Origin of the sequence: Corynebacterium sp. TAE3-ERU16, from assembly GCF_019209935.1 — a bacterium.
Lineage (GTDB): Bacteria > Actinomycetota > Actinomycetes > Mycobacteriales > Mycobacteriaceae > Corynebacterium > Corynebacterium antarcticum.
The window spans coordinates 48,066-72,341 of the sequence record NZ_JAHUTN010000010.1; the positions used below are offsets into that span (position 1 = coordinate 48,066).

Consider the following 24,276-nt stretch of genomic DNA (forward strand, 5'->3'; position numbering starts at 1 on the left):
TGAGGCTGATGATGGCGCTAGGGTTATGCATATGGGTGAGTCAGATGCGAAGGCGGCACGGTCAGCGATGATCGTGCCGCCTTCCGCATGTCCGGTGTCCGGCACCACCCACCGAGCGGCCACTTACGGAAGGGGAGAGCCGTGTACGACCCGATGACACCAACCGGTCCGCTCCCGGAGGCCCTCGAGGACTTCTGTGAGCACCTCTCGCTCGTGGAGAACCGCTCGGACGCCACCGTGCGCGCCTACCGGAGCGACCTCTCGCCACTGCTCCGGTCGATGTCCGGATGGGGTGACTTCACACAGGCCACGTTGCGGACGTGGCTCGCCGACGCACACCGCTCCGGTCTCGCCCGCGCGACCCTGGCCCGGCGCACCGCCGCCGCCCGCTCGTTCAGTTCCTGGGCCGCCCGCCAGGGGTACCTCGACACCGATGTCGCAGCCAGGCTGGCGACGCCCAGGACGTCCCGGCACCTGCCACGGGTCCTGAATGTCGATGAGGCCGTCGATATCGTGGAGGCCGCGGACGCCGCGAGTGAACCGGAGCAGCTCCGGGACGTGGCGATGCTCGAGTTCCTCTATGCGACAGGGCTGCGGATATCCGAGCTCTGCGGCCTCGACGTCGCCGATGTCGATCTCGCCGCCAGAACCGCCCGGGTCACGGGCAAGGGCAACAAGCAGCGGGTCCTCCCGTTCGGTTCCACCGCCGCGACGGCGGTCGGCACCTGGCTGGAGAAGGGGCGCGGGCATCTGGCCACCGGTGCGGAGAAGGCATTGTTCGTCGGTGTGCGGGGTGGGCGGATCAATCCCCGGCAGGTGCGCCGTATCGTGCACGCCGCAGCCGCTGCGGCCGGCGTGGAGGGGCTCACGCCCCACGGGATCCGGCACAGCACCGCCACCCATCTGCTCGACGGAGGGGCGGACATCAGGGAGGTTCAGGAGCTGCTGGGGCACTCCTCGCTGCAGACAACGCAGATCTACACCCACGTCTCCACCGCTCGCCTGGGGGAGGCGTTCAGGCAGGCCCATCCACGGGCTTGAGCCTGATCAGCGGCAGTGGCAGAAGACCGAGCGGATTGACGTACGCCCCGCCCCGGCGGGCGCCCCAGCTCAGACCGGGCCAGCCGCGCGGATCGGTACCGAGCCTGCCGATGACCTGCCCCTCCGTCACGGTGTCGCCGGCGGTCACCGCCGCGATGACCGGCTGGTACGTGGTTCGGGTACCGTCCGGATGGTCGATGGACACCGTCGCCGTTCCGGCCACTGTGCCGGCGAAGAACACCGTGCCGTCGCCGGCCGCCCGGACCGGCCGGCCGCGGGGCAGTTCCAGATCGACGCCCCGGTGCCCAGGGAGCCAGTCGTGTGCGGGCGGGTCGAACGGGCGCAGGACAGGTCCGGGGCTTTCCCCGCCGGTGGTGGGGGAGACCCAGGCGTCAGCGGTGGGTACAGCGTCGGGGTGTGTGGTCGTCGGGAGCGCAAACAGAAGGCTCAGGGAAGTGGCCGCTGCCAGACGGGGAGACCACCGGGTGTTCCTGCTCCGCGTGCTCATGCCCCGATCCTGGTCGAGGGTTCGTGACGGGGTATGCGTGCGGTGGAAGACCTGTGGATGATGGGGCATTTGTTGCCCCTGGTTCACAGGTTCCGGCATTCGGGGTGTGTTGGACCGATCTTTTGGTTCAACCGGCAGTTCAGGGCTATAATCTCCGGTTAGCAGTGTGCCCGTTCCCGGGTGCGCTGACTACGCGCGGCCGCGTGCCGGACGCACCTGATCGATCCGATCCCGTTCTCCGGGGTCCGGGACCGATCGGGCCAGCTGCCGGAAACCTGAATACAGGCCACTCGAGGTCCCGCTCAACGCCCCCGCTCACGCGGGGGACGGTGTGCGGGTGAGGGGCCGGGTGTCGGTCGCCAGGGTGCGGGACAAAAACCCGCACAATCAAAAACCGAAACTCCGAGCACAGAAAGGGAGCATCACCATGGCAGTTGTGACCATGCGCGAGCTTCTCGACGCCGGTGTCCACTTCGGACACCAGACCCGCCGTTGGAACCCGAAAATGAAGCGCTTCATTTTCACCGACCGTAACGGCATCTACATCATCGATCTGCAGCAGACGCTGACCTACATCGACCAGGCCTACGAGTTCGTCAAGGAGACCGTCGCCCACGGCGGCACCATCCTCTTCGTCGGCACCAAGAAGCAGGCCCAGGAAGCTGTGGCCACCGAGGCCGAGCGCGTCGGCATGCCCTTCGTCAACCACCGTTGGCTGGGTGGCATGCTCACCAACTTCCAGACCGTCTCCAAGCGTCTGCACCGCATGAAGGAACTGCAGGCGATGGACGCGGCCGAGGACGGCTACGAGGGCCGTACCAAGAAGGAAGTCCTCATGCTGACCCGCGAGCGCACCAAGCTCGAGCGCGTCCTGGGTGGTATCTCCGACATGACCCGCGTGCCCTCCGCACTGTGGATCGTCGACACCAACAAGGAGCACATCGCCGTCAGTGAGGCCCACAAGCTGAACATCCCGGTCGTCGCCGTTCTGGACACGAACTGTGACCCCGATGTCGTCAACTTCCCGATCCCGGGCAACGATGACGCGATCCGCTCCATCTCCGTGCTGAGCCGCATCATCTCCTCCGCCGTCGAGGCAGGCAAGAAGGCCCGCTCCGACCGTGAGCTGGCCGCAGCCAAGGAGAACGCAGGCGAGAGCAAGGCCGAGGCAACCGAGGAGACCGCCAAGGTCGAGGTCGCAGCCAAGGTCGAGGCCACCGAGGCCGTCGCGGAATCCGCTCCGAAGGAAGAGACTGCCGCAACCGAGCAGTCCACCGAGGAAACCACCGCCGCGGAGTAGTCACCACCTCCGCCTGATCACACCCCCTCGCCGCGACCCAGCCACCGTGCGGTGACGGAGAGAACACTCCGCCACCGCACGGCGACCACCCACCGACCGTGGGTGGGGGCCGGGGAGGACACGGGCGCGGGGGTTTCGTGTCGCACACGGTACCTCCGGTCGCACACCTGCGTCGCGAAGCGGCCAACGGTCAGGCACATTGGAAACCCAATGGGATTCCACGCGTCGCGGATGCCCCACGTCCGGCACACAGCGCGCCGGCGTTTGGCTAAGCTCGTCCACGACGAACGTCACCGCACAGATTTCTACTTTCACAACCAATCAAGGAGGATCGCCCCATAATGGCGAACTACACCGCTGCAGACGTCAAGAAGCTCCGTGACATCACCGGCTCCGGAATGATGGCCTGCAAGAAGGCCCTCGCGGAACACGACGGCGACTTCGACAAGGCCATCGAGTTCCTGCGCATCAAGGGCGCCAAGGACGTCGGCAAGCGCGCCGAGCGCACCGCCGCCGAGGGCCTCATCGCCGTCTCCGGCAACACCATGATCGAGGTCAACTCCGAGACCGACTTCGTCGCCAAGAACGACGAGTTCAAGGACTTCGCCGCCAAGATCGCCGAGGCCGCCGCCTCCGTCAAGGCGAACAGCACGGAGGAACTCAAGAACGCCCCGGTCGACGGTGGTACCGCCGAGGAGGCCATCCAGCAGCTGTCCGCCAAGATCGGTGAGAAGCTCGAGCTGCGCCGTGCCGTCACCGTCGAGGGCGACAACGTCGCCGTCTACCTGCACCACCGCGCCGCCGACCTGCCGCCCGCAGTCGGCGTGCTCGTCGCCTACACCGGCGAGGGCGAGGCAGCCGGTGCCGCCGCCCACGCCGCCGCGATGCAGGTCGCCGCGATGAAGGCCACCTACCTCAACCGCGAGGACGTCCCGGCCGACGTCGTCGAGAAGGAGCGCAACATCGCCGAGACCATCTCCCGCGAGGAGGGCAAGCCCGAGAAGGCGCTGCCCAAGATCGTCGAGGGTCGTCTCAACGGCTTCTTCAAGGACGTCTGCCTCAACGAGCAGGCCTCCGTGACGGACAACAAGAAGACCGTCAAGGCCATCATGGAGGAGGCCGGCGTCACGCTGACCGGTTTCGTCCGCTACGAGGTCGGCCAGCACTAGAGCTGCCCCGCCATCCTCACGTGAAGTCCCCGCCCCGGGAGACCCGGGACGGGGACTTTCCCGTTGTCGGTGCGGGCTCACGGAGCGGAACCGTGAGCCGCGGGTCCGCCTGTGCCGTGTACCTGCGGCTATCGGGTTGTCCGACCGTGCTCAGGTAAGATCGGCCGGTGGTAGAACATCGAGAACGTGAACCACAACGGAAGGACTGTGCGGCATGGCCGACGAAGCGGGCGTCAGACGTCAGGGATTCAAACGGGTGATGTTGAAGCTCGGTGGGGAGATGTTCGGCGGGGGCAACGTCGGCATCGACCCGGACGTCGTGGAGAACGTGGCCCGGCAGCTCGCCGGGGTCGTGCAGAACGGCACCGAGGTGGCCGTGGTGATCGGTGGCGGCAACTTCTTCCGGGGGGCCCAGCTCCAGCAGCGGGGCATGGACCGTGCCCGCTCCGACTACATGGGCATGCTCGGGACCGTGATGAACTGTCTCGCCCTCCAGGACTTCCTGGTCCAGCTCGGAATCGACTGCCGCGTCCAGACCGCGATCAACATGGCGCAGGTCGCCGAGCCCTATCTTCCGCTGCGGGCCAAGCGCCACCTGGAGAAGGGCCGGGTCGTCATCTTCGGTGCGGGCATGGGCATGCCCTACTTCTCCACCGACACGACCGCCGCCCAACGCGCCCTCGAGATCGACTGCGACGTGCTCCTCATGGCGAAGGCCGTCGACGGTGTCTACGACTCCGATCCGCGGAAGAACCCGGACGCCGAGCTGTTCGACCGGATCACCCCGAGAGACTGCATCGAGAAGGGGCTGAAGGTCGCCGACGCCACGGCGTTCTCCCTGTGCATGGACAACAACATGCCCATCCTGGTGTTCAATCTGCTCACCGAGGGAAACATCGCACGCGCCGTCACCGGCGAACGTATCGGAACCCTCGTCCAGTCCTGATAGATTTATCGGGAGCAACAGAATAAATCAGTCCAGGCCAGTCCCCATTCCCCGCACAGTCAACGATTGCGCTGCCCCGCCGTCTTCGACGTGGTGCAGACCGGGGGGACGGGCCGACCGAGTCCAAAAGGAACAGTCGAACCCACCATGATCGATGACACTCTCCTCGAAGCCGAGGAACGCATGACCAGCTCCGTCGAGCACGCCCGGGATGATCTCACCACCATCCGAACCGGTCGCGCCAACCCCGGTATGTTCAACGGCATCGTCGCCGAGTACTACGGTGTGCCGACCCCCATCACCCAGATGGCGACGATCTCGGTGCCGGAACCCCGGATGCTCATCATCCGGCCCTACGAGCAGAACGTGATGAACGAGATCGAGAACGCCATCCGCAACTCGGATCTCGGGGTCAACCCCACCAACGACGGGCAGGTCCTCCGGGTCACCGTTCCCCAGCTCACCGAGGAACGCCGCCGGGACATGGTCAAACTGGCCAAGTCCAAGGGTGAGGACGCGAAGATCGCCATCCGCAACGTACGCCGCAAGCACATGGAGATCCTGAAGAAGATCCAGAAGGACGGCGAGGCCGGCGAGGACGAGGTGATCGCCGCCGAGAAGGAACTGGACAAGACGACCCAGAAGTACGTCGGCCAGATCGACGAGCTCGTCGAGAAGAAGGAGAAGGAGTTGATGGAGGTCTAGATGGCCGCCATCGAATCCGGTCCACGACCCCTGCCCGCGCCCGCGGACACCCCGGAGCGGGCGCCGGCAGCGTCCGGCGGGGCCACAGTGCGGATGAGTCATGTCTGAAAACCACCTCTCACCCCGGAAACACGGCGGGGACGATGCCCGGGAAGCCGGGCACCCCGACCTGTGGTTGTCCGCCGACCCCGTTGACTCCGACCCGGAGGATCTGGCCGATTCGGATGAGTCGGTCAGGCGCCTGTTCTCGGGAGGACTCCGCGGGGGCAGCGGCGACGTCACCGACTCCCTGCGCGCGCTGGGCCTCGACCACCTCCCCAAACCCCGTAACTCCGCCGGACGGGACCTGAAGAAGGCGGTCGGGGTCGGTGCGGGACTCGGTGCTCTCGTCCTCCTGATGATCTTCGTCGTGCCCTTCGGCTGGTATCCGCTCGTGGCGGCCGCCGTGGCTGTCGCGACCTGGGAGGTTCACTCGCGGCTGAAGGAGAGCGGGTACGTCATCCCACGTGTGATCCTCCTGGTCGGGGGACAACTGATGCTCTGGCTCTCGTGGCCCTTCGGGACGAAGGGCCTGGTCGCGGGATTCGTGGTGAGTGTCCTCGTACTGATGTTCGGCAGGCTGTTCCACCACGGAGCGAACACCGCTCCGCAGAACTATCTCCGCGACACCTCGCTCGGGATCTTCGTCCTCACCTGGATCCCGTTGTTCGCCTCCTTCGCCGCGATGCTCTCCCTGATCACGCGGGAGGGGGTGCCGGGGCCGCTGTTCATCGTCACCTTCATGGTGTGCGTGATCTCCTCGGACATCGGCGGCTTCATCTTCGGGGTCCTGTTCGGGGCGCATCCCATGGCGCCCGCGGTGAGCCCGAAGAAGTCCTGGGAGGGCTTCGCCGGTTCCCTGCTCCTCGGCACCGTCTCCGGAGTGCTCCTCGTCCACTTCCTCCTGGACGACATCTGGTGGCGGGGACTGGTCCTGGGCCCCGGTCTCGTCATCTGTGCGACGCTCGGTGATCTGGTGGAGAGCCAGTTCAAGCGCGAGCTCGGCGTCAAGGACATGTCGAACCTGCTGCCGGGTCACGGCGGGCTGATGGACCGGCTGGACGGACTGCTTCCGTCGGCGATGGTCACCTGGCTCGTGCTGAGTTTCCTGCAGACCTGAGCCGTTTTCCGGGTCCGTGACACGGAAGACGCCTCCGCCCGTAGAACGATCGGGCGGAGGCGTTTTTCTGCTCTTCGTCGGTGGGGTTCAGCGCAGCTTCTTCAGCTCACGACGCAGTTCGAGCATCCGGACACCGCCGACCAGGGCCATGATGAGGGCTCCGGCGATCGCGGCGAGGAGAACCCCGATTCCGGCTGGAACCGTGAACGTCCAGGCGAACAGTGTGAGTTCGACGGCCTGCTGGTTCTGCATGATGAAGATGAGCAGCAGGATCAGCAGGAGAGCACCGACGATCATCGCGACCCAGGTGCTTCCGGCGAGCGTACGGCGCTTCACGGTGGTGGGCTTCGGTGATTCCGGCGTCGTCTCCGCACCGGAATCCGGGTATGCGGGGACCTGGGTTGAAGCGTCAGGCGTCGGGGTGGCGCCGGCGGTGTGCTCGGGCTCGTTGTTTAGGGTCATACCCCCATTCAACGGCTCCGGCGCGGGATGCACAACCCACCGGTTCCAACCTTCGGTCGGTGACGTGTAATGATGGGGGAATTATGACGAAGGAACTACCCCTGGTTTTCGCCGCCCCCAAAAGGGGAATGCCGCCCACCCATTTCGCCGATCTCGACGCCGAACGCCGTATCGAGACTCTGAAGGACCTGGGCCTACCCAGATTCCGGGCCGATCAGCTCGCCCGCCACTACTACGGCAGGCTGGAGGCCGATCCCCGCACGATGACGGATCTCCCGGCCGCGCAACGCGACACGGTCCGGGAGGCTCTCTTCCCGGACATGATGACGTGTGTGCGGAGCATCAGCTGTGACGCCGGCCAGACCAGCAAGACCCTCTGGCGCCTGCACGACGGAACTCTGCTCGAGTCGGTGCTCATGCGCTACCCCGATCGCGCGACGCTGTGCATCTCCTCGCAGGCCGGGTGCGGTATGGCGTGCCCGTTCTGCGCCACCGGCCAGGGCGGACTGGACCGCAACCTCTCCACCGGGGAGATCGTGGACCAGGTCCGCGCGGCGGCGGCGACGATGCGGGACGAGGGCGGTCGGCTCTCCAACGTCGTGTTCATGGGGATGGGGGAGCCGCTCGCGAACTACAAGCGGGTGGTCCACGCCGTCCGGCAGATCACGGAACCCAATCCCCACGGATTCGGGATCTCCCAGCGCAACGTGACGGTGTCCACCGTGGGACTGGCACCCGCCATCCGCCGGCTGGCCGACGAAGGACTGTCCGTCACTCTCGCGGTCTCGCTGCACACGCCGGACGACGAACTCCGTGACTCGCTCGTACCGGTGAACAACAGGTGGTCCGTGGAGGAGGTCCTGGACGCCGCCCGGTACTACGCGGACCGGACGGGGCGCCGGGTGTCCATCGAGTACGCGCTGATCCGGGACATCAACGACCAGGACTGGCGTGCGGACATGCTCGGGAAGAAGCTCAGGAACGCACTGGGCGCACGGGTGCACGTGAACCTCATCCCGCTGAACCCGACCCCCGGATCGAAGTGGGACGCCTCACCGAAGGACCGGCAGAACGAGTTCGTCCGCCGCGTCGCCGCACAGGGCGTGGCCTGTACCGTCCGGGACACCCGCGGCCAGGAGATCGCCGCCGCGTGCGGCCAGCTCGCCGCCGAGGAACGCTGACACCTGCGCGACTCCGAAAGACACCCGCGGCCGTCCGCGGATTGACCGACCTCGGGACGTCCGCCCGGAGTCGCGCCGCACGGTCGGCCGGCGCGCAACGCCCGGAACGGATGAGCACCCGGCCAGCGTCCGGGACAGAAGAAGACCCGCGATCCGGGGTGGATCGCGGGTCCTTCTCTATCTACGCGGAGAGAATCAGGCGTCGATGGCGTGGTTCCCGGAACGTCCGCGGACGGTGGCCGGATCGATGTTCAGGGAACGGAGCTGCGAATCGGTGAGATCGGCGTAGACGCCGCTGAGGGTGTGCTGATCGTGGGCCCAGTCGGGTTCGACGTGGTCGATGGGCTTGTTGTGCGCGGTGACGGTGCGTACCTGGTTCAGCTTCGGCTGGAACAGGTTCAGCAGGAGCCCGACCACGATCAGGGCGGTGATGGCGAACAGCCAGATCGTCTCCACGTGTCCGTGATGGTTGCCGAAGTGGTAGGCGAGGAGGAACGCGACGGAAATCCAGCCCGAGATCTGGACTGCCTGACGGCTGAGACCGTGCCAGCCCCAGGCTGCCGAAGGCTCATCGAGGGTCGACACTCCGTTGTGGACCTGGGGAACGTTGTGGTCGGAACCAGACACGTCAAACTCCTTATGGGATAAAGCGCACGTACCGAAATCGCATTCTGTTGCCGCCATCATCTCATATCGTGCCGCCGACAGCGACTCGAACTGCCCCATACGGTGGCGGGATATGACAAATCCGTGCAAAATGCGGGTGCAGAAGCGGGTTTTCGGCCGCTCTCCGCGGTGCCACGCCACAAGTTCCGCCCCTTTCGGGTGTAGTGGAAAGTTTGATGCGGACCGCCGGGTCCGGTTCCGCGCCCGCAACAGATCAGTGGAAGAATGGGACAGGTGAGTAAACGCGTTCTAATTCTGGGAAGCACCGGGTCCATCGGGACCCAGGCCATCGAGGTCATCGACGCGAACCCGGAGGCCTTCGAGGTCGCCGGCATCGCCGCGGGCGGATCCGACCCGGCACGGATCATCGCCCAGGCCAGGCGGCTGCGTCTCGGCGCGGGACAGGTGGCCGTCGCCGATCCCGCGGCGGCGGCCGAGGTCTCCCGCGCCCTCGGTGCGGCGGTGATCAGCGGGCCGGACGCCGCCCGGGATCTCGTCGACGCCGTGCCGGCGGACACCGTGCTCAACGCTCTCGTGGGATCCATGGGGCTCGCGGCGACACTCGCCGCCCTTGAATCCGGGGCGGTCCTCGCGCTGGCGAACAAGGAGTCCCTGGTGGCCGGCGGCGAACTCGTGCTGCGGGCCGCCCGACCCGGACAACTCGTCCCCGTCGACTCCGAGCACTCGGCGATGGCGCAGTGCCTGATGGCTGGGACCGGTCGGGAGGTGTCCCGGCTGGTGCTCACCGCGTCCGGCGGTCCGTTCCGGGGGTGGACGAGGCAGCGGATGATGGACGTCACCCCGCAGCAGGCCGCCGCCCACCCGACGTGGTCCATGGGGCAGATGAACACCCTGAACTCCGCGACGCTGGTGAACAAGGGGCTCGAATTCATCGAGGCCTCGCTCCTCTTCGGGATACCCGGGGACCGGATAGACGTCGTCGTCCACCCTCAGTCCATCGTGCACTCGATGGTCACGTTCACTGACGGTGCGACCATCGCGCAGGCGTCCCCGCCGTCGATGAAGCTCCCGATCTCCCTGGCCCTGGACTGGCCCAGGCGGGTCCCGGACGCGCAGCCCGCTCTCGACTTCTCCGGTACGTTCTCCTGGGACTTCGAACCCGTCGACCACGCCGCGTTCCCGGCGGTCCAGCTCGCCGCCCGGGCGGTGGACGCCGGCGGCACCTGGCCCGCGATCTACAACGCCGCCAACGAGGAGGCAGCTGCCGCGTTCCTCGCCGGAGACATCCGGTTCCCGCAGATCGTCGACACCGTCGCCGAGGTCATGGACCGGGCCCAGGGATTCGTCCGACCGGCCGGGACCGTGGATGATGTCCTCGACGTGGAGAAGCGCGCCCGCCGGCTGGCCGGGGAGATCCTCGCCGCGAAACGCTGAACCATCCACCGGTGTGCGAGACTTGAGCCCGCACCACCGGCCGCCGGCCCGGACCGGGACACCGACAGACATGCAAGGGGAGTGACCTCACCGTGGGTTATCTGCTGGGCGTCATTCTTTTCGCCCTCGGTATCGCGCTGACCATCGCACTGCACGAGGCGGGGCACATGGGTGTCGCCCGGCTGCTCGGGATGCGGGTCCGCCGCTACTTCATCGGATTCGGTCCGACGGTCAGCCAGTTCACCCGTGGGCACACCACCTACGGGCTCAAGGCGGTCCCACTCGGGGGCTTCTGCGACATCGCGGGGATGACCGCCAACGATCCGCTCACCCCGGAGGAGGAGCCGCTCGCGATGTGGCGGCGTCCCGCGTGGCAGCGCATCGCGGTCCTCGCCGGTGGCGTGGTCATGAATGTCTTCGTCGGTCTCGTCCTGATCTACACCGTCGCGGTGAGCGCCGGCATCCCGGATCCCGACATCGACCTCACACCGACCGTCGACGGCACCGCCTGCGTCGCGTCGGCCCAGAACCCCGACGGAACGCTGTCGCCGTGCTCCGGTGCGGGGCCCGCCGCGGAGGCCGGCATAGTCTCCGGTGACCGGATCACCGCCGTCGACGGCCGGCGCGTGCACACCTTCATCGAGCTCCGGGACACCGTCATGGCGAAGCCCGGAGAGACGGTGGAGCTCACCGTGGAACGCGACGGGATCACCCGCGAGGTTCCGGTCACCGTCGCCGAAGCCACCCGGATCAACGCCGCGGGTGAGGAGATCACCGTCGGTGCGATCGGTGTGTCGCGGGCACCGGTCGGGAACGTGTTCCGGTCCTACGGCCCCGTCGAGGGTATCGGCGCCTCACTCCGTTTCGCGGGCCTGATGCTCTCCGGCACCGTCGAGGGGCTGAAGTCCTTCCCCGCCAAGATCCCGGGCGTCGCCGCGGCGGTGTTCGGTGGCGAGCGCGCCCAGGACTCACCGGTGAGCGTCGTCGGCGCGACCCGGATCGGCGGGGAACTGGCTGAGCGCAGCGACTGGGCCACGTTCCTGATGATGCTCGCCAGCCTGAATTTCTTCCTCGCGCTGTTCAATGTCGTGCCGCTTCCGCCGCTCGACGGAGGACACATCGCCGTCGTCGTCTGGGAGAAGCTCCGGGACGCCGTGCGGAGGCTCCGTGGTCTGCCGTCGGCGGGGCCCGCGGACTACCGGGGCCTCATGCCGCTGACCTACACGGTTGCCGCGCTTCTGTTGACGGTGGGCATGGTCGTCATCGCCGCCGATGTGGTGAACCCGATCCGGTTGTCCGGCTGACGGTCCGCCGCCCGCGGATCCCCGCACCGGACGAGTGCCGGAGCCGGTGCTACCATCGACCACGACGGCCCGCCAGAATCTCACCCACGAGCACCGACCTGCAGGCGGTGCGCGACAAGGAGTTCTTTCACAGTGACTATCCCCATCGGACTCGGCATGCCTGAGGCGCCGCCGCCGGTGCTCGCCCCGAGACGCAAGACCAGACAGTTCATGGTCGGCAACGTCGGTGTCGGATCGGACCACCCGATCTCGGTGCAGTCGATGACGAACACGAAGACCCACGACATCAACGCCACCCTGCAGCAGATCGCCCAGCTCACAGCCACGGGCTGCGACATCGTGCGTGTGGCGTGCCCCAAGCCGATCGACGCGGAAGCCCTGCCGATCATCGCGAAGAAGTCGCCGATCCCCGTGATCGCCGACATCCACTTCCAGCCCAAGTACATCTTCGCGGCCATCGACGCCGGATGCGCTGCGGTCCGCGTGAACCCCGGCAACATCAAGGAGTTCGACGGCCGGGTCAGGGAGGTCGCGCTCGCCGCCGGATCCGCGGGCATCCCCATCCGCATCGGTGTCAACGCCGGTTCGCTGGACAAGCGGATCATGGAGAAGCACGGCAAGGCCACCCCGGAAGCCCTCGTCGAGTCGGCGCTCTGGGAGGCCAGCCTCTTCGAGGAGCACGGTTTCGGGGACATCAAGATCTCCGTGAAGCACCACGACCCGGTCGTCATGGTCGAGGCCTACCGTCAGCTCGCCGCGCAGTGTGACTACCCTCTGCACCTCGGCGTCACCGAGGCCGGCCCGATGTTCCAGGGCACCATCAAATCCTCCGTGGCCTTCTCCGCGCTGCTGGCGGAGGGTATCGGCGACACCATCCGGGTCTCCCTGTCCGCTCCGCCGGAGGAGGAGGTCAAGGTCGGTGACATGATCCTGCAGTCGCTGAACCTGCGGCCCCGCAAGCTCGAGATCGTGTCCTGTCCGTCCTGCGGCCGCGCCCAGGTCGACGTCTACAAGCTCGCCGAGGAGGTCACCGCGGCGCTCGACGGGATGGAGTTCCCGCTGCGCGTCGCCGTGATGGGCTGCGTCGTCAACGGGCCCGGGGAGGCCCGCGACGCGGACATCGGCGTGGCCTCCGGCAACGGCAAGGGACAGATCTTCGTCAAGGGTGAGGTCATCAAGACCGTGCCCGAGTCGCAGATCGTGGAGACCCTGATCGAGGAGGCGATGAAGATCGCGGAGGAGCTCGGTCTCGAGGAAGGCAGTGTGAGCGGTTCCCCCGAGGTGAAGGTCACCACCTGACCCTCCCCGTGTCCGCACGTGTGCCGACTCCCCACCAGTCCCATCCGTCACAAGTTGCCGGTTCCGGTCACGGCACGCCGCGCGGTTCCGTCGGTGCGCCCGTCCCGGTTGATACCTTGAACCCCATGAAGAAGACGTCTGCGGTGCTCACGGCGATCATGCTGGTCGCCGCGGGGCTGGTGGGCTGCACCCCGAAGCCGCCACCCGCCGACGACACCGTGGGGGCGTTCTTCGCGGCCGTCTCCGACGGCGACTTCGATGCGGCGGGAGCGCTGACCGATGATCCGTCCGCCGCGTCCGGCATGCTCCGTGAGTCCTTCGAGGGGCTCCAGGCGGAACAGGTGGACGTGGAGCTCGAAGGCCTGTCCACCGGGGACAACACCGCCACCGCGGAGTTCACGGTCGACTGGTCCCTGCCGCGCGACCGGGAGGTCCGTTACCCGTCGAGGATGTCGCTGAGCAAGGTCGGCGGCGAGTGGGTCATCCGGTGGCGGCCGAACCTCCTGCACCCCAGGCTGGGCGCGAACCAGCATCTCGAGCTGCGGGGGATCAACGCGGAGCGCGCCAGGGTGATCAGCAACGACGGCGTCGCGCTCCTGGAACCCGGAACCACCTACCGGGTTCTGGTCAACACGAAGGACCTGCGGGACCCGGAAGCGACGGCCCGGACCGTCGCCCGGGCACTCGACGCGGCCCATTCCCGCGACCGCAGTGTGGCCACGGTCAACGCCAACGAACTGGCGGACAACCTCCGCCGCGCGAAGGGCATGTACTCGGTCGGTCTGGTGAACGAGATCGAGGGACCGAAGGTCGTGGAGGCCCTCGACGGCGTCGAGGCCGTGACCGTGAACCCGGAGGCGGCGATGGTCCGCACCGACCGGGACTTCGCGCCGGACATCATCTCCCGGGTCGAACGCATCGTCAACGACGATCTCGACGGGGAGCGCGGCTGGCAGATCGCCGTCGTCAACTCGTACGGTGCCCAGATCGACACGCTGGAGACCCACGCCCCGACACCTGCGCCCGCGGTGCGGGTCAGCCTCGACACCAACGTCCAGCGTGCCGCGCAGGCGGCGGTGGATCTGCGCTCGGGGATGAAGGCGGTGATGGTGGTGATGCGCCCCTCCACCGGGGAGGTGCTCGCCATCGCGCAGACCGCCGAAGCCGACCGGGACGGGTCGATCGCCCTCATGGGCCAGTATCCGCCCGGGTCGACATTCAAGATCATCACCGCCACCGCGGGCATGATGGACGAGGACCTCACCCCCGACAGCATCGTCCCCTGTCCCGGGACGATGGAGATCGGACACCGCATCGTCACGAACTACAACGGCTTCTCCCTCGGATCGGTGCCGCTCGAGCGGGCGTTCGCCGCATCCTGCAACACCAGCTTCGCCGACATCTCCTCACGCCTGAATCCCGGCGAACTCGAGCAGGTCGGCAAGCAGTTCGGGCTCGGTCTCGACTACACCATCGAGGGGTTGGGAACCGTCACCGGCTCCATCCCCCACGGTGACGAGCTGGTCGACCGCACCGAGGCCGGATTCGGTCAGGGCAAGGATCTCGCCAGCCCGTTCGGGATGGCGCTGGTCGCCTCCACCGCGGCCGCGGGACGCACCCCCGTCCCGGTGCTCATCAACGGCCGGGAGACCACGGTCAGCGAGCACGTCGATCCGCCCACACCCCAGGCGATCGAGGGCCTGCAACGCATGATGCGCCAGGTGGTGACCACCGGTACGGCCCGGGGCATGCAGGCCGGTGGGGCGATCCACGGCAAGACCGGTGAGGCCGAGATCGCGGACGGTTCCCACGCCTGGTTCGCCGGTTTCCGCGACGACGACATCGCCTTCGCCACCCTCGTCGTGCTCGGCGGTGGATCGGAGACCTCCGTCGCCATCACCGACCACTTCTTCCGGGCCCTCGACGACCCGTCACTCCTGCCCCCGAGGGATGAACCCCGCCCACCGGCGCCGGAGGAGGAGACCGCGCCCCCGGCAGCGGCCCCCGCCGCTCCCGCGCAGCCGGAGGAGACGGCGGCGGTTCCGCCGCCGTACCTTTAGGGACACGTCACCACCGTCGGGGAACACGCGAACACCGGAATGTTCGGTGCACCGGCACCTCGGCGTCGTGGTGCCGACGGGCAGCGCTACGATGGTGTTCATGTCTACCGCACGCGCACGCCTGACCCCCGGAAAACAGAGCCCCGTCCGCACGGTGCCCAAGCACATCGAGCGGCCGGAGTACGTCTGGAAGGACACCGTCAGGGAGGCGTGCGGCGAGCCGCTCATCCAGACCCCGGAGACCATCGAGGCCATGCGCGAGGCCAGCCGCATCGCCGCCAACGCGCTCGCCGTCGCCGGTCAGGCCGTCGCACCCGGTGTCACCACCGACGAGCTGGACCGGATCGCGCACGAGTACATGTGCGACCACGGCGCCTACCCCTCGACCCTCGGCTACCGCGGTTTCCCGAAGTCCTGCTGCACCTCGCTCAACGAGATCGTCTGCCACGGCATCCCGGACTCGACGGTGATCCGGGACGGCGACATCGTCAACATCGACGTCACCGCATACAAGAACGGCGTCCACGGCGACACCAACCGAACCTTCCTCGCCGGGGAGGTCAGCGAGGAACACCGTCTGCTCGTCGAGCGCACCTACACCGCCACGATGCGGGGTATCCGGGCGGCGAAGGCCGGCCGCGAGATCAACGTCATCGGCCGCGTCATCGAGTCCTACGCGAAACGCTTCGGATACTCCGTCGTCCGTGACTTCACCGGCCACGGCGTCGGCCCGACCTTCCACAACGGTCTCGTCGTCGTGCACTACGACAACCCCGAGGACCACACAATCCTCGAGCCCGGCATGACTCTGACGGTGGAGCCGATGATCAACATCGGCGACCTGCCCTACGACATCTGGGAAGACGGCTGGACCGTGGCCAACCGGGACGGAAAGTTCACCGCCCAGTTCGAACACACCCTGGTCATCACCGAGGACGGCCCGGAGATCCTGACCATCCCCGACGCCGAGATCGACTCCTTCGGCCACGAAAACTGATCCGGGGGCAGTCGTGTCCGCGGTCCTCATCGCCGGAACCACCTCCGACGCCGGTAAATCCGTCATCGTCGCGGGGATCTGCCGGGCACTGGCCCGCCGCGGTGTCTCCGTCGCGCCATTCAAGGCGCAGAACATGTCGAACAACTCGGCCGTCTGCCCCGACGGCGGGGAGATCGGTCGCGCCCAGGCGCTGCAGGCCACGGCCTGCGGGCTGGAACCGAGCGTGGACTTCAACCCGGTCCTCCTCAAACCCGGCAGCGACCGGACGAGCCAACTCGTGGTCCGGGGCAGAGCCACCGGCTCGGTCAGCGCCCGGAACTACATCGAGCACCGGACCCACCTCAGGCAGGTCGCGGCCGAGTGCCTCGGTGATCTGCGCCGCCGATTCGACGTCGTCATCTGCGAGGGTGCGGGTTCGCCGGCGGAGATCAACCTCCGGGCAACCGACGTCGCCAACTTCGGTCTCGCCGAGGCCTGCGACCTGCCCGTCTACATCGTCGGGGACATCGACCGTGGGGGAGTGCTCGCCCATCTCTACGGCACCCACCAGATCGTCGACGCCGGGGACCGGGCCCGGATCCGCGGGTTCATCATCAACAAGTTCCGCGGCGACCAGTCCATCCTCGACCCGGGCCTCGTCCAACTCGAGGAACTGACCGGGGTACCCACCGTCGGGGTACTGCCGTTCATCGAAGGGCTGTGGATCGACGCCGAGGATTCGCTCCAGTCGCCACTCGGGGCGAGCGTCGGTCCCGCCGCGCCCGCCCTGGGCACCCAGCGCCTGCGGGTCGCGGCGGTCCGGCTGCCGCGGATCTCGAACGCCACCGATGTCGAGGCACTCGCCTGCGAACCCGGGGTGAGTGTTGTCTGGTCGGCCGACGCGGACCAGATCGCCGACGCCGACCTCGTGGTCCTGCCCGGGACACGTGCCACCGTCGACGATCTCGCCTGGCTGCGACGGACGGGGATCGCCGCGGCCGTCGCCGCGCGCGTCCGGGGGAACCTGCCGGTGCTCGGGATCTGCGGCGGATACCAGATGCTGTGCCGGAGCATCACCGACCCCGTGGAGTCCGGTTCCACCGATGCCGTCGAGGGACTCGGGGTGTTCGACACCGACATCGTGTTCCACCCGGACAAGACCCTCATCCGGCATGAGGGGGGAGCCTACGAGGTGCACCACGGGCGGGTGGTGCGCTCCACCGAACAGCCGTGGATCGGTGATGAGGGGGCGAGGCGGGGCGTCGTCTTCGGGACCCACCGGCACGGCCATCTGGAGCACGACGGGCACCGCCGTGCCTTCATCCGGGACATCGCCGCGGCCGTCGGGCGGAGCGGGTTCGTCCTCGCGACGAACACCTCCTTCCACGCCGAACGCCTCCGCCAGCTGGATCTGATCGCCGATGCGGTGGAGCAGGCCCTGGACCTGGACACCATCATCCGGCACCGCTGACCCGGTGGCCCGCCACCGCTGCGCGGCGAACCCCGGGAACACAGTCACGGGAGGCGGCGGCAGGAGTCGCAGAGTGCCTGTTGATCGCCGTGGCCACCGCCGGTCCCGGTCCCTCGACACCCGTCGTCTCATCCGTCCCCGGGGTCGCGGAGGAATCCCTGCGGGAATCCACCGGTTCCGATCCGGCGTTGCGCCCCTGACTCTCCGGGGCGCGCCCCGACACGACCGGGCGGCCCGGGACCGGCGTGTACGCCGGGAGTCCGGGAACCTCCGTCCGCACCGTGGTCGACGGCGATCAGCTGGATCGGCCGGACACCTCGGGGTGGGCCGGTGGATCGCGGTACGTGACACCCGCCACCACGGGCAACGCCGCGGCGACGATGTACGCCCACGCCAGCACGATGCTCGGGGCGTGGGCCGGCCACCAGGTTATCGGGGTGGCGGCGACGATCACCGCATAGGCCATCGTCGCCGCGAGGACCGCGGCCGCGACGGTGACCGCCACGGACCTCCAGCCACGGTTGCGTGAGCCTCCGCGCCGGGCGTCCGCGAGTACCGGGACGCATCCCAGGAGCGCGAGTACCGAGGACGTGATCACCAGCGCCCGGGTCGCGATCGTGTCCGGTCCGAGCGCGAACCAACCGGCCGCCGCCGCACCCACCACGCTGAACCCCACCCGGGGAACCCACCGCCCCGGCAACTGCCCGAGCCCACCCACCAGACAGGCGATGACAGCGGGAGGGGTGAGATACACCGTGGCCAGCGTCGTCAGCGTGAACACCTCGTCCAGGGCGGTGAACCTGCTCACCGCCACCAGAACCCCCAGCATGAGCAGTGCGACGCCACCCGCGGCGGACGACGCCCGGAACACCGTCATCCGGCCCGAGCGGTACAGCTGCGCGAGGGCGCTCGCCGCCCCGAACGCCACCGTCGCGGCCGCCAGCCCCGCATATCCGACGTGACTCCGCGTGTAATTGACCCCCAGCGTCGCCAGCAGGAGGGCCACGGCAGCGGCGATCGAGGCCGTTGCGGCGGGCACATCACGGTGGCGCGGGGACGGTCGTTGGGGAGTCACGGTGCAGACGTGCGGCTTTCGTCATCGTCGGGTCAGCGGCGGTTGCGGCCCCTCATTCTAGCCGCGTCCCACCGCCCACGTCCGGTGCCGTGGCCTCCCGTCACCGCGGGGACCCGTGTCCGCTCTCCGATCGTGGTGGGGGAAGCGGGGCGCCGGCCGGCGGTGCGACCTTCGGGTAGTCGGGTGAGGGTCCCGAACCGGACGATTCCCCCTTGGAGCCACTGACGGCGGCACCCGCCGACACTGCGGCGCGCACGGGGCTCGGGTCCCACCCGGCGTCGACGACTCGGCGCTGGACGAGGATCGCGCCACCCAGGATCGCGGCACCCGTGAGCAGGATCAGGATCGTGCCCGCGAGCACCCCGGTCTTCGCGGCGGCGCCGATCAGGATGCCGAACCAGGCGAAGTCCGCGTCGCCGAAGGTGGTGTTCTCCCCGGAGAACACACCCAGGACCTGCATGAGGAACGCCGGGCCGAGGGTGATGAACAGGCCGTTGGCGAATGCGCCGGCCACGGCACCGCGTCGCCCGCCGGTGGCGTTGCCGTACACACCGGCCGCACCACCGGTGAAGAAGTGGGGGACCAGACCGGGCAGGATCAGCACCACCCCGAACATCGGATTGAACGCGACCTGCAGAAGCACCAGGCCGACCAACCCACCGATGAAGGAGGAGATGAAGCCGATCAGGACGGCGTTGGGTGCGTAGGGGAAGACGATCGGGCAGTCGAGGGCCGGGACGGCTCCGGGAACGAACTTCGCGGCGATCCCCTGGAAGGCCGGGACCAGTTCACCGAGGATGGTGCGCACACCGAACAGGATCACCGCCACGCCGACACCGAACTGCAGACCGAGGGTGAACGAGTGCATCAGGTACGCGCCCACGTCGGATGCGCCGTCCTCGAAGGCGGCGAACGCCTCGTCCCGTCCGGCCCGGATGAGGAAGACGACCGCGAGGATCACGTACATCAGCGCCATGGACAGCGCGGTGGCCACCATCGAGTCCCGGAGGAACTTCAGTCCCTCGGGCAGCCTGAGGTTCTCGGTGGAGGGGGAGAGCCTGTCCGGTCTCCGCCCGCCGACGAGGGAACCCACGCCGCCGGCGACGATGTACCCGGCGGTGCCGAAGTGCCCCATGGCGATCGAGTCATCGCCGGTGATCCGCCTGGTCCACGGATGCACGAGCGCAGGCAGGGACACCATGAGGACACCCAGCAGCACCGCGCCCAACGGAACCGTCACACCCGCGGAGAATCCCGCCGTCGCCAGGACGATGGTGATCAGCGTCGCCATGAACAGCACATGGTGGCCGGTGAGGAACACGTAGTGCAGGGGGGAGAATCGTGCCAGCAGCAGCGACACCGCGAACCCGAGGACCATGAGCCACGCGACCTGGGCTCCGTAGTTCTCCTGCGCGATTCCCACGATCGCCTCATTGGTCGGAACCACGCCCCGCGCGCCGGTCGCACCGGTGATCATCGTCCCCAACGGTTCCAGGGAGGCGACGACGAGGCCGGCGCCGGCGCCGATGAGGAGGAAACCGAGGGTCGCCTTGACCGCGCCGCCGATGACCTCGCCCGTCGACCTGCGCAGTGCGGCGAGACCCACCGCGGTGATGATCCCGATGAGGAACGCCGGCACCGAGAGAATCTGGTTGACCAGGAACTCGATGACAACCATGTCGGAAGTCCTTTCTGAGTGGTGGAGGTGGTCAGACCGCGTAGATCCCGCGGAGGGCGGCGTCGATCTCGTCGGTGGAGGTGAAATCGGAGATCACCCGCACCGGGACCCCGAGATCCCCGAGGGCCCGGGCGATCTCCCGGGAGGTGAGGATGCAGTCCGCGTCCCCGGCTCTTCCCTTCGCCGAGATCGTGTCGGTGGCCTCCACCGCCATGTACCGGGACCATCCCCACCCGTCGAGCACGTCCTCGAGGGTGTTTTTCAGGAACAGTGAAGTCCCCAGGCCGTTACCGCAGACCGTGAGGATCAGTCCCTTGCTCGGGACGGTCTCACCGCCGGCTTTCCCGGAATCGACCGCCGACGGTGCGGGTGTCTGATCCGGCGTGTCCGCTCCCGCACCGGGCCGGGTGCCGGAGAGGATACGGTGGACGTCTTCCGCGGAGTCGGCCCGCGTCACCTGATCCCGCGTACCCGCGGACCTGAGTGAGCGTGTGAGATCCTTCATCGCCGACAGGTGGGTCTCGGGATCGGTGGCCGCGAGGGCGACGACCAGTGAAACGGGATCGTTGTCCGGGTGTCCGAAGGTCACCGGCTCCTTCAGGACGATCAGGGACATGCCGGTACTGAGCACCGCTGAGGAGGGCCTCGCGTGCGCGAAGGCCAGCCCCGGTGCGATGACGATGTACGGGCCGTTGTCCCGGACCGCGGACACCATGTTCCCGGTGTGCTCCGCGGTGCAGCTCCCCGAATCCACGAGGATCTGCCCGGCCTGTCGGACAGCGGACTCCCAGTCATCGGCGGAGACTCCGACGGAGATGGTGTCCGGGGTCAGGAGATCGATGAGTTCGGTCATGACCGAACTCTAGGATATGTGGCGGTGGCTACACCAGGGGTCGGGACGTGTTTCCCGTCTCCAGCTCGTGTGCTGTCACCGGACCCGGAGGGGCTCGGGGGACGGCTCCTCGACTCCCGGCCGCCAGAGCCAGATGAACGGCAGGACACCTGCAGCCAGCACCAGGTAGGTGGTCAGGAACCGCCAGTGCACGTCCAGACCCGCCGTGAGCGCCAGGGTGAGCGCTCCGACGGCGACCGCGATGGTCATGCCGGTGATACCCGCGACCTGGAGGGCGGAACCGATGAAGCCGGTTCGCTCCGGGGGACTCAACTCGAGGGCGTCACTGGAGATCCGGGGGTAGACGAAGCCGATGCCGAAGGCCGACAGCCCCCACCCCGCCACGGCGAACGCCCAGTGGATTCCGGACACCGCGGTGAGGGCCACGATGATCAGCCCCGGAGCCATCCCGGCGGCGGCGAGCCGGCAGACCACCGGGGTGGACAGGTGTGCCGCGTGGCGGGCCTGGATGTGCGAACCGATGAACCAGGTGACGCCACTGACGGTGAGCCCCAGGCCGGTGAGTGTCGGGCCGAGTCCGTACACTTCGGCGAGGAGGAGCGGGATGTAGATCTCCGCGGCGAGGACCATGTCCGTCAGCACCCTGGAGGAGACCAGGCGCGGCACACCGGGACGGCCACGCAACGTACCGGCCGGCACGAGTGGACGGATGGACACCGCGATGACCGGGAGCGCGAGGACGAATCCGAGGAACGCGGCACCCAGCGCCAGCTGGGACGAGTAGTTGAGGACCCCGGCGGCGGTGGACAGGGCGAGAGCTGCGAGGAGCATGCGCGTGCTCCTCGGCGACAACGTGCCCCGGGTGACCGGCAGCCGCCGGACCGAGGGCCACAGCAGGCCCGCCGCGACGAGCAGGAGAACCAGGGTGAACAGGAAGACCGAGTGCCAGGAGAACGTCTCCGTCAGGATCCCGGCGAGTGCGGGGCCGATCAGTGACGGGATCACCCATGCCCCGGAGAAGGCGGCGAACACCGGTGCCCGGAGGCGGGCGGGGTAGACCTGTGCGATCACCGCGTAGATGGCGACTATGACCGCTCCGATGCCGAACCCCTGGACACCGCGGGAGATCAGGAAAACGGTCATGTCCGGCGCCACGACCGACAGCGCCAACCCCACCGCCAGGGTACCGGTCCCCGTCAGCAGGGAGAGTCTCACGCCCGCGACGTCCGTGGCGATACCGGCGGCGACCATGGCGACGATCGACACGGCGAACGGAATCGCGAACGCCAGGGAATAGGACTGCGTGTCCCCGAGGACCTCGGTGATGCGGGGCATCACCGCCGTCACCGCGGTGTTGTCGAAGGCGCAGGCCGTGATGGCCATCAGCAGACCGACGGTGGTCGCGAGATAGGTGGGGGAGAAGATGCCGCCCCCGTCCGGACGGTCTCCCGGGGTGTTGGCTGAACCGCGCTGCATAGCGGGCGATCCTACCCCAGGCCGGCTGTCCGTCCCGCGACCGCCTGCGGATGGCGCGGGTCCGGTCGGTGGTGGCGGGACGACGGGGATGCGGGGGCTAGAACTCCAGGCCGAGTAGTGCGTTCTCGATGAGTTCGGGCAGTGCCGGGTGGATCCAGTACTGGTCACGGGCCACCTCGCGGACGTCGAGGTCGAAGGCCATCACCGTGATCAGCTGCTGGATCAGGGTGGAGGCCTGCGGCCCGATGATGTGGGCGCCGAGCAACCGCCCGGTGGAGCGGTCGGCGATGAGTTTGGCGAACCCGGTGCTGTCCTCCATCGCCCAGCCGAACGCCACGTCGCCGTAGTCCTGCACCTTGACGGTGACGTCGTACCCGGCGTCGCGGGCCTCATCCTCGGTGAGCCCGACGCTGGCGATCTGGGGGTGGGTGAAGATCGCGGCGGGAACGTTCTCGTGCGGCATGGGCCTGAGGTCCTCCGGGTGGAGCAGGTTGTGTCTCACCGCACGCATCTCCGCGTTGGCGACGTGCTTGAGCTGGTACGGCGAGCTGACGTCACCGAGCGCCCAGACCCCCTCGGCGGTCGTCCGCCCGTACTCGTCGACCTTGATGCGTGGGCCGTCCATCTCGATGCCGGCGGCGCCGAGATTCAGCTGATCGCCGTTCGGCGTGCGTCCCGTAGCCGCGAGCAGTACCTCGGAGGTGACCTCGGAACCGTCGTCGAGTTTCAGCGTCACACCGTGCTCGTCCTCGGTCGCACCCGTCGGGGTCACACCCAGCCTCAGGGTGAAGCGTTTCCCCGCGAGCTCGGTGTAGCGGTCGGAGATGGCGGCGTCGGTCTTGCGCAGCAGCCGCTCCGACCGGTTGACCAGGGTGACGTCGACGCCGAGGGACGCGAAGACGTGGGCGAACTCGACGGCGATGAATCCGCCGCCGAGGACCGTCATCGTCTCCGGCAGCTTCTCCAGGCGCATGATGTTCTCGTTGGTGTAGTACGTCACTCCCGATTCCGCGATCGCCGGGAGAATCGTGGGTCGCGCGCCGGCTGCGATGACGATCGTGTCACCCGTGATGGTGACGACCTCATCCCCAGACCCCGTCTCTAGGGTCTTCGGGCCGACGAAGCGTGCGGCACGGTCGTAGACGTCGATGTTCGGGGTCTCGTCCCCGCGGCGGTACGCCTCCCCGCCGTCGGCGATGGGGTCGACGCGTCGGCCGAACACCCTTTCCCGGATGGAGGCCCAGTCCACGCCATTGAGCTGCGCGTCCAGCCCGTAGGTGGCGGCGTTGCGGATCTCTTCCGCGACATCCGCGGTGTAGACGTACATCTTCGTGGGTATGCAGCCGACGTTGAGGCAGGTACCGCCGAAGCGTCCCTTTTCGACGATTGCGATCTTCCTGTCGTCGAATTCCGGGCCCGGAATCGAGTTGCCGGATCCGGTTCCGATGATGATGAGGTCGTAGTGGGTGGGGGATGAATTGGTCATGGCAGGTGGTCCGCAGTTCCTTGTCGTGTCGGGGTCGTGTCCGGATCGGTTGTCGCTGTAGCGGGG

21 protein-coding genes are annotated in these 24,276 nt (G+C 68.0%); 13 read left to right on the forward strand and 8 right to left on the reverse strand.

Translation table 11 applies throughout. The features are described 5' to 3' along the window. Positions 1–153: 153 nt before the first annotated feature. Entirely contained in the window at positions 154–1,041 is an 888-nt protein-coding gene (locus KRX55_RS10275; protein ID WP_218407644.1) for a tyrosine recombinase XerC, read from the forward strand. On the opposite strand, the gene KRX55_RS10280 is transcribed toward KRX55_RS10275, so the two are convergent. Beyond that, on the reverse strand, positions 1,016–1,549 hold the full coding sequence (locus KRX55_RS10280; RefSeq protein WP_218407645.1) for a murein hydrolase activator EnvC family protein: 534 nt from the start codon (positions 1,547–1,549) through the stop codon (positions 1,016–1,018). The two genes, KRX55_RS10275 and KRX55_RS10280, sit on opposite strands and share 26 nt — an antisense overlap. A gap of 427 nt (positions 1,550–1,976) precedes the next feature. Between KRX55_RS10280 and rpsB the strand changes: the two genes are divergently transcribed. The 5 genes from rpsB to KRX55_RS10305 all read left to right on the forward strand — a co-directional run bounded on the left by rpsB (position 1,977) and on the right by KRX55_RS10305 (position 6,828). Then, positions 1,977–2,849, forward strand: a complete 873-nt coding sequence (gene rpsB, locus KRX55_RS10285; RefSeq protein ID WP_218407646.1) for a 30S ribosomal protein S2 — start codon at positions 1,977–1,979, stop codon at positions 2,847–2,849. A 341-nt stretch (positions 2,850–3,190) separates the two neighbouring features. Then, positions 3,191–4,018: a translation elongation factor Ts gene (gene tsf, locus KRX55_RS10290; RefSeq protein ID WP_218407647.1), complete on the forward strand. Its 828-nt coding sequence runs from the start codon at positions 3,191–3,193 to the stop codon at positions 4,016–4,018. Positions 4,019–4,232: 214 nt separating this feature from the next. Further along, positions 4,233–4,964, forward strand: coding sequence for a UMP kinase (gene pyrH, locus KRX55_RS10295; protein ID WP_200257071.1), 732 nt, complete (start codon positions 4,233–4,235; stop codon positions 4,962–4,964). A gap of 147 nt (positions 4,965–5,111) precedes the next feature. Then, positions 5,112–5,669, forward strand: coding sequence for a ribosome recycling factor (gene frr, locus KRX55_RS10300; RefSeq protein ID WP_200257073.1), 558 nt, complete (start codon positions 5,112–5,114; stop codon positions 5,667–5,669). A 100-nt stretch (positions 5,670–5,769) separates the two neighbouring features. Further along, positions 5,770–6,828 (forward strand): phosphatidate cytidylyltransferase, encoded by a 1,059-nt coding sequence (locus tag KRX55_RS10305; protein ID WP_218407648.1) that lies wholly within the window; start codon positions 5,770–5,772, stop codon positions 6,826–6,828. An 87-nt stretch (positions 6,829–6,915) separates the two neighbouring features. Here KRX55_RS10305 and KRX55_RS10310 read toward each other — a convergent pair whose 3' ends face one another. Continuing rightward, the gene (locus tag KRX55_RS10310; protein WP_218407649.1) at positions 6,916–7,290 is read right to left on the reverse strand and encodes a LapA family protein; all 375 of its coding nucleotides are present in this window, start codon (positions 7,288–7,290) and stop codon (positions 6,916–6,918) included. 83 nt (positions 7,291–7,373) lie between these two features. On the opposite strand from KRX55_RS10310, the gene rlmN reads away from it, so the two are divergent. Beyond that, positions 7,374–8,471: a 23S rRNA (adenine(2503)-C(2))-methyltransferase RlmN gene (gene rlmN / locus KRX55_RS10315; RefSeq protein WP_200257079.1), complete on the forward strand. Its 1,098-nt coding sequence runs from the start codon at positions 7,374–7,376 to the stop codon at positions 8,469–8,471. A 195-nt stretch (positions 8,472–8,666) separates the two neighbouring features. Here rlmN and KRX55_RS10320 read toward each other — a convergent pair whose 3' ends face one another. After that, positions 8,667–9,098 carry a DUF2631 domain-containing protein gene (locus tag KRX55_RS10320; protein WP_218407650.1) on the reverse strand — a complete coding sequence of 144 codons (432 nt, stop codon included), beginning with the start codon at positions 9,096–9,098 and terminating at the stop codon, positions 8,667–8,669. Between the two features lie 264 nt (positions 9,099–9,362). On the opposite strand from KRX55_RS10320, the gene dxr reads away from it, so the two are divergent. From dxr to KRX55_RS10350, 6 genes are all read left to right on the forward strand, one after another. Further along, the gene (dxr, locus tag KRX55_RS10325) at positions 9,363–10,532 is read left to right on the forward strand and encodes a 1-deoxy-D-xylulose-5-phosphate reductoisomerase (RefSeq protein WP_218407651.1); all 1,170 of its coding nucleotides are present in this window, start codon (positions 9,363–9,365) and stop codon (positions 10,530–10,532) included. 92 nt (positions 10,533–10,624) lie between these two features. Next, positions 10,625–11,836, forward strand: a complete 1,212-nt coding sequence (locus KRX55_RS10330; RefSeq protein ID WP_370625828.1) for a M50 family metallopeptidase — start codon at positions 10,625–10,627, stop codon at positions 11,834–11,836. 156 nt (positions 11,837–11,992) lie between these two features. Beyond that, positions 11,993–13,135 (forward strand): flavodoxin-dependent (E)-4-hydroxy-3-methylbut-2-enyl-diphosphate synthase, encoded by a 1,143-nt coding sequence (gene ispG, locus KRX55_RS10335; protein WP_218407713.1) that lies wholly within the window; start codon positions 11,993–11,995, stop codon positions 13,133–13,135. A gap of 125 nt (positions 13,136–13,260) precedes the next feature. After that, positions 13,261–15,195, forward strand: coding sequence for a penicillin-binding transpeptidase domain-containing protein (locus KRX55_RS10340; RefSeq protein ID WP_218407652.1), 1,935 nt, complete (start codon positions 13,261–13,263; stop codon positions 15,193–15,195). A 91-nt stretch (positions 15,196–15,286) separates the two neighbouring features. Continuing rightward, positions 15,287–16,192: a type I methionyl aminopeptidase gene (gene map, locus KRX55_RS10345; protein WP_370625832.1), complete on the forward strand. Its 906-nt coding sequence runs from the start codon at positions 15,287–15,289 to the stop codon at positions 16,190–16,192. Positions 16,193–16,205: 13 nt separating this feature from the next. Next, complete coding sequence (locus tag KRX55_RS10350; protein ID WP_218407654.1) at positions 16,206–17,642, forward strand: cobyric acid synthase; 1,437 nt, start codon at positions 16,206–16,208, stop codon at positions 17,640–17,642. 295 nt (positions 17,643–17,937) lie between these two features. Here the strand turns inward: KRX55_RS10350 and KRX55_RS10355 are convergent, their stop codons facing one another. From KRX55_RS10355 to mtr, 5 genes are all read right to left on the reverse strand, one after another. Further along, entirely contained in the window at positions 17,938–18,681 is a 744-nt protein-coding gene (locus tag KRX55_RS10355; RefSeq protein WP_218407655.1) for a hypothetical protein, read from the reverse strand. 136 nt (positions 18,682–18,817) lie between these two features. After that, complete coding sequence (locus KRX55_RS10360; protein WP_218407656.1) at positions 18,818–20,395, reverse strand: PTS ascorbate transporter subunit IIC; 1,578 nt, start codon at positions 20,393–20,395, stop codon at positions 18,818–18,820. A gap of 31 nt (positions 20,396–20,426) precedes the next feature. Beyond that, positions 20,427–21,248 carry a PTS sugar transporter subunit IIA gene (locus KRX55_RS10365; RefSeq protein WP_218407657.1) on the reverse strand — a complete coding sequence of 274 codons (822 nt, stop codon included), beginning with the start codon at positions 21,246–21,248 and terminating at the stop codon, positions 20,427–20,429. Positions 21,249–21,323: 75 nt separating this feature from the next. Then, positions 21,324–22,724: an MFS transporter gene (locus KRX55_RS10370; RefSeq protein WP_218407658.1), complete on the reverse strand. Its 1,401-nt coding sequence runs from the start codon at positions 22,722–22,724 to the stop codon at positions 21,324–21,326. Between the two features lie 97 nt (positions 22,725–22,821). Then, positions 22,822–24,210 (reverse strand): mycothione reductase, encoded by a 1,389-nt coding sequence (mtr, locus tag KRX55_RS10375; protein WP_218407659.1) that lies wholly within the window; start codon positions 24,208–24,210, stop codon positions 22,822–22,824. Positions 24,211–24,276 lie beyond the last annotated feature (66 nt).

Coding starts and splice junctions, on each gene's coding strand:
- KRX55_RS10275 (WP_218407644.1), top strand. CDS start 154: ATGACACCAACCGGTCCGCTCCCGGAGGCCCTCGAGGACTTCTGTGAG.
- KRX55_RS10280 (WP_218407645.1), bottom strand. CDS start 1,549: ATGAGCACGCGGAGCAGGAACACCCGGTGGTCTCCCCGTCTGGCAGCG.
- rpsB (WP_218407646.1), top strand. CDS start 1,977: ATGGCAGTTGTGACCATGCGCGAGCTTCTCGACGCCGGTGTCCACTTC.
- tsf (WP_218407647.1), top strand. CDS start 3,191: ATGGCGAACTACACCGCTGCAGACGTCAAGAAGCTCCGTGACATCACC.
- pyrH (WP_200257071.1), top strand. CDS start 4,233: ATGGCCGACGAAGCGGGCGTCAGACGTCAGGGATTCAAACGGGTGATG.
- frr (WP_200257073.1), top strand. CDS start 5,112: ATGATCGATGACACTCTCCTCGAAGCCGAGGAACGCATGACCAGCTCC.
- KRX55_RS10305 (WP_218407648.1), top strand. CDS start 5,770: ATGTCTGAAAACCACCTCTCACCCCGGAAACACGGCGGGGACGATGCC.
- KRX55_RS10310 (WP_218407649.1), bottom strand. CDS start 7,290: ATGACCCTAAACAACGAGCCCGAGCACACCGCCGGCGCCACCCCGACG.
- rlmN (WP_200257079.1), top strand. CDS start 7,374: ATGACGAAGGAACTACCCCTGGTTTTCGCCGCCCCCAAAAGGGGAATG.
- dxr (WP_218407651.1), top strand. CDS start 9,363: ATGGGACAGGTGAGTAAACGCGTTCTAATTCTGGGAAGCACCGGGTCC.
- ispG (WP_218407713.1), top strand. CDS start 11,993: ATGCCTGAGGCGCCGCCGCCGGTGCTCGCCCCGAGACGCAAGACCAGA.
- KRX55_RS10340 (WP_218407652.1), top strand. CDS start 13,261: ATGAAGAAGACGTCTGCGGTGCTCACGGCGATCATGCTGGTCGCCGCG.
- map (WP_370625832.1), top strand. CDS start 15,287: ATGGTGTTCATGTCTACCGCACGCGCACGCCTGACCCCCGGAAAACAG.
- KRX55_RS10360 (WP_218407656.1), bottom strand. CDS start 20,395: ATGGTTGTCATCGAGTTCCTGGTCAACCAGATTCTCTCGGTGCCGGCG.
- KRX55_RS10365 (WP_218407657.1), bottom strand. CDS start 21,248: ATGACCGAACTCATCGATCTCCTGACCCCGGACACCATCTCCGTCGGA.
- KRX55_RS10370 (WP_218407658.1), bottom strand. CDS start 22,724: ATGCAGCGCGGTTCAGCCAACACCCCGGGAGACCGTCCGGACGGGGGC.
- mtr (WP_218407659.1), bottom strand. CDS start 24,210: ATGACCAATTCATCCCCCACCCACTACGACCTCATCATCATCGGAACC.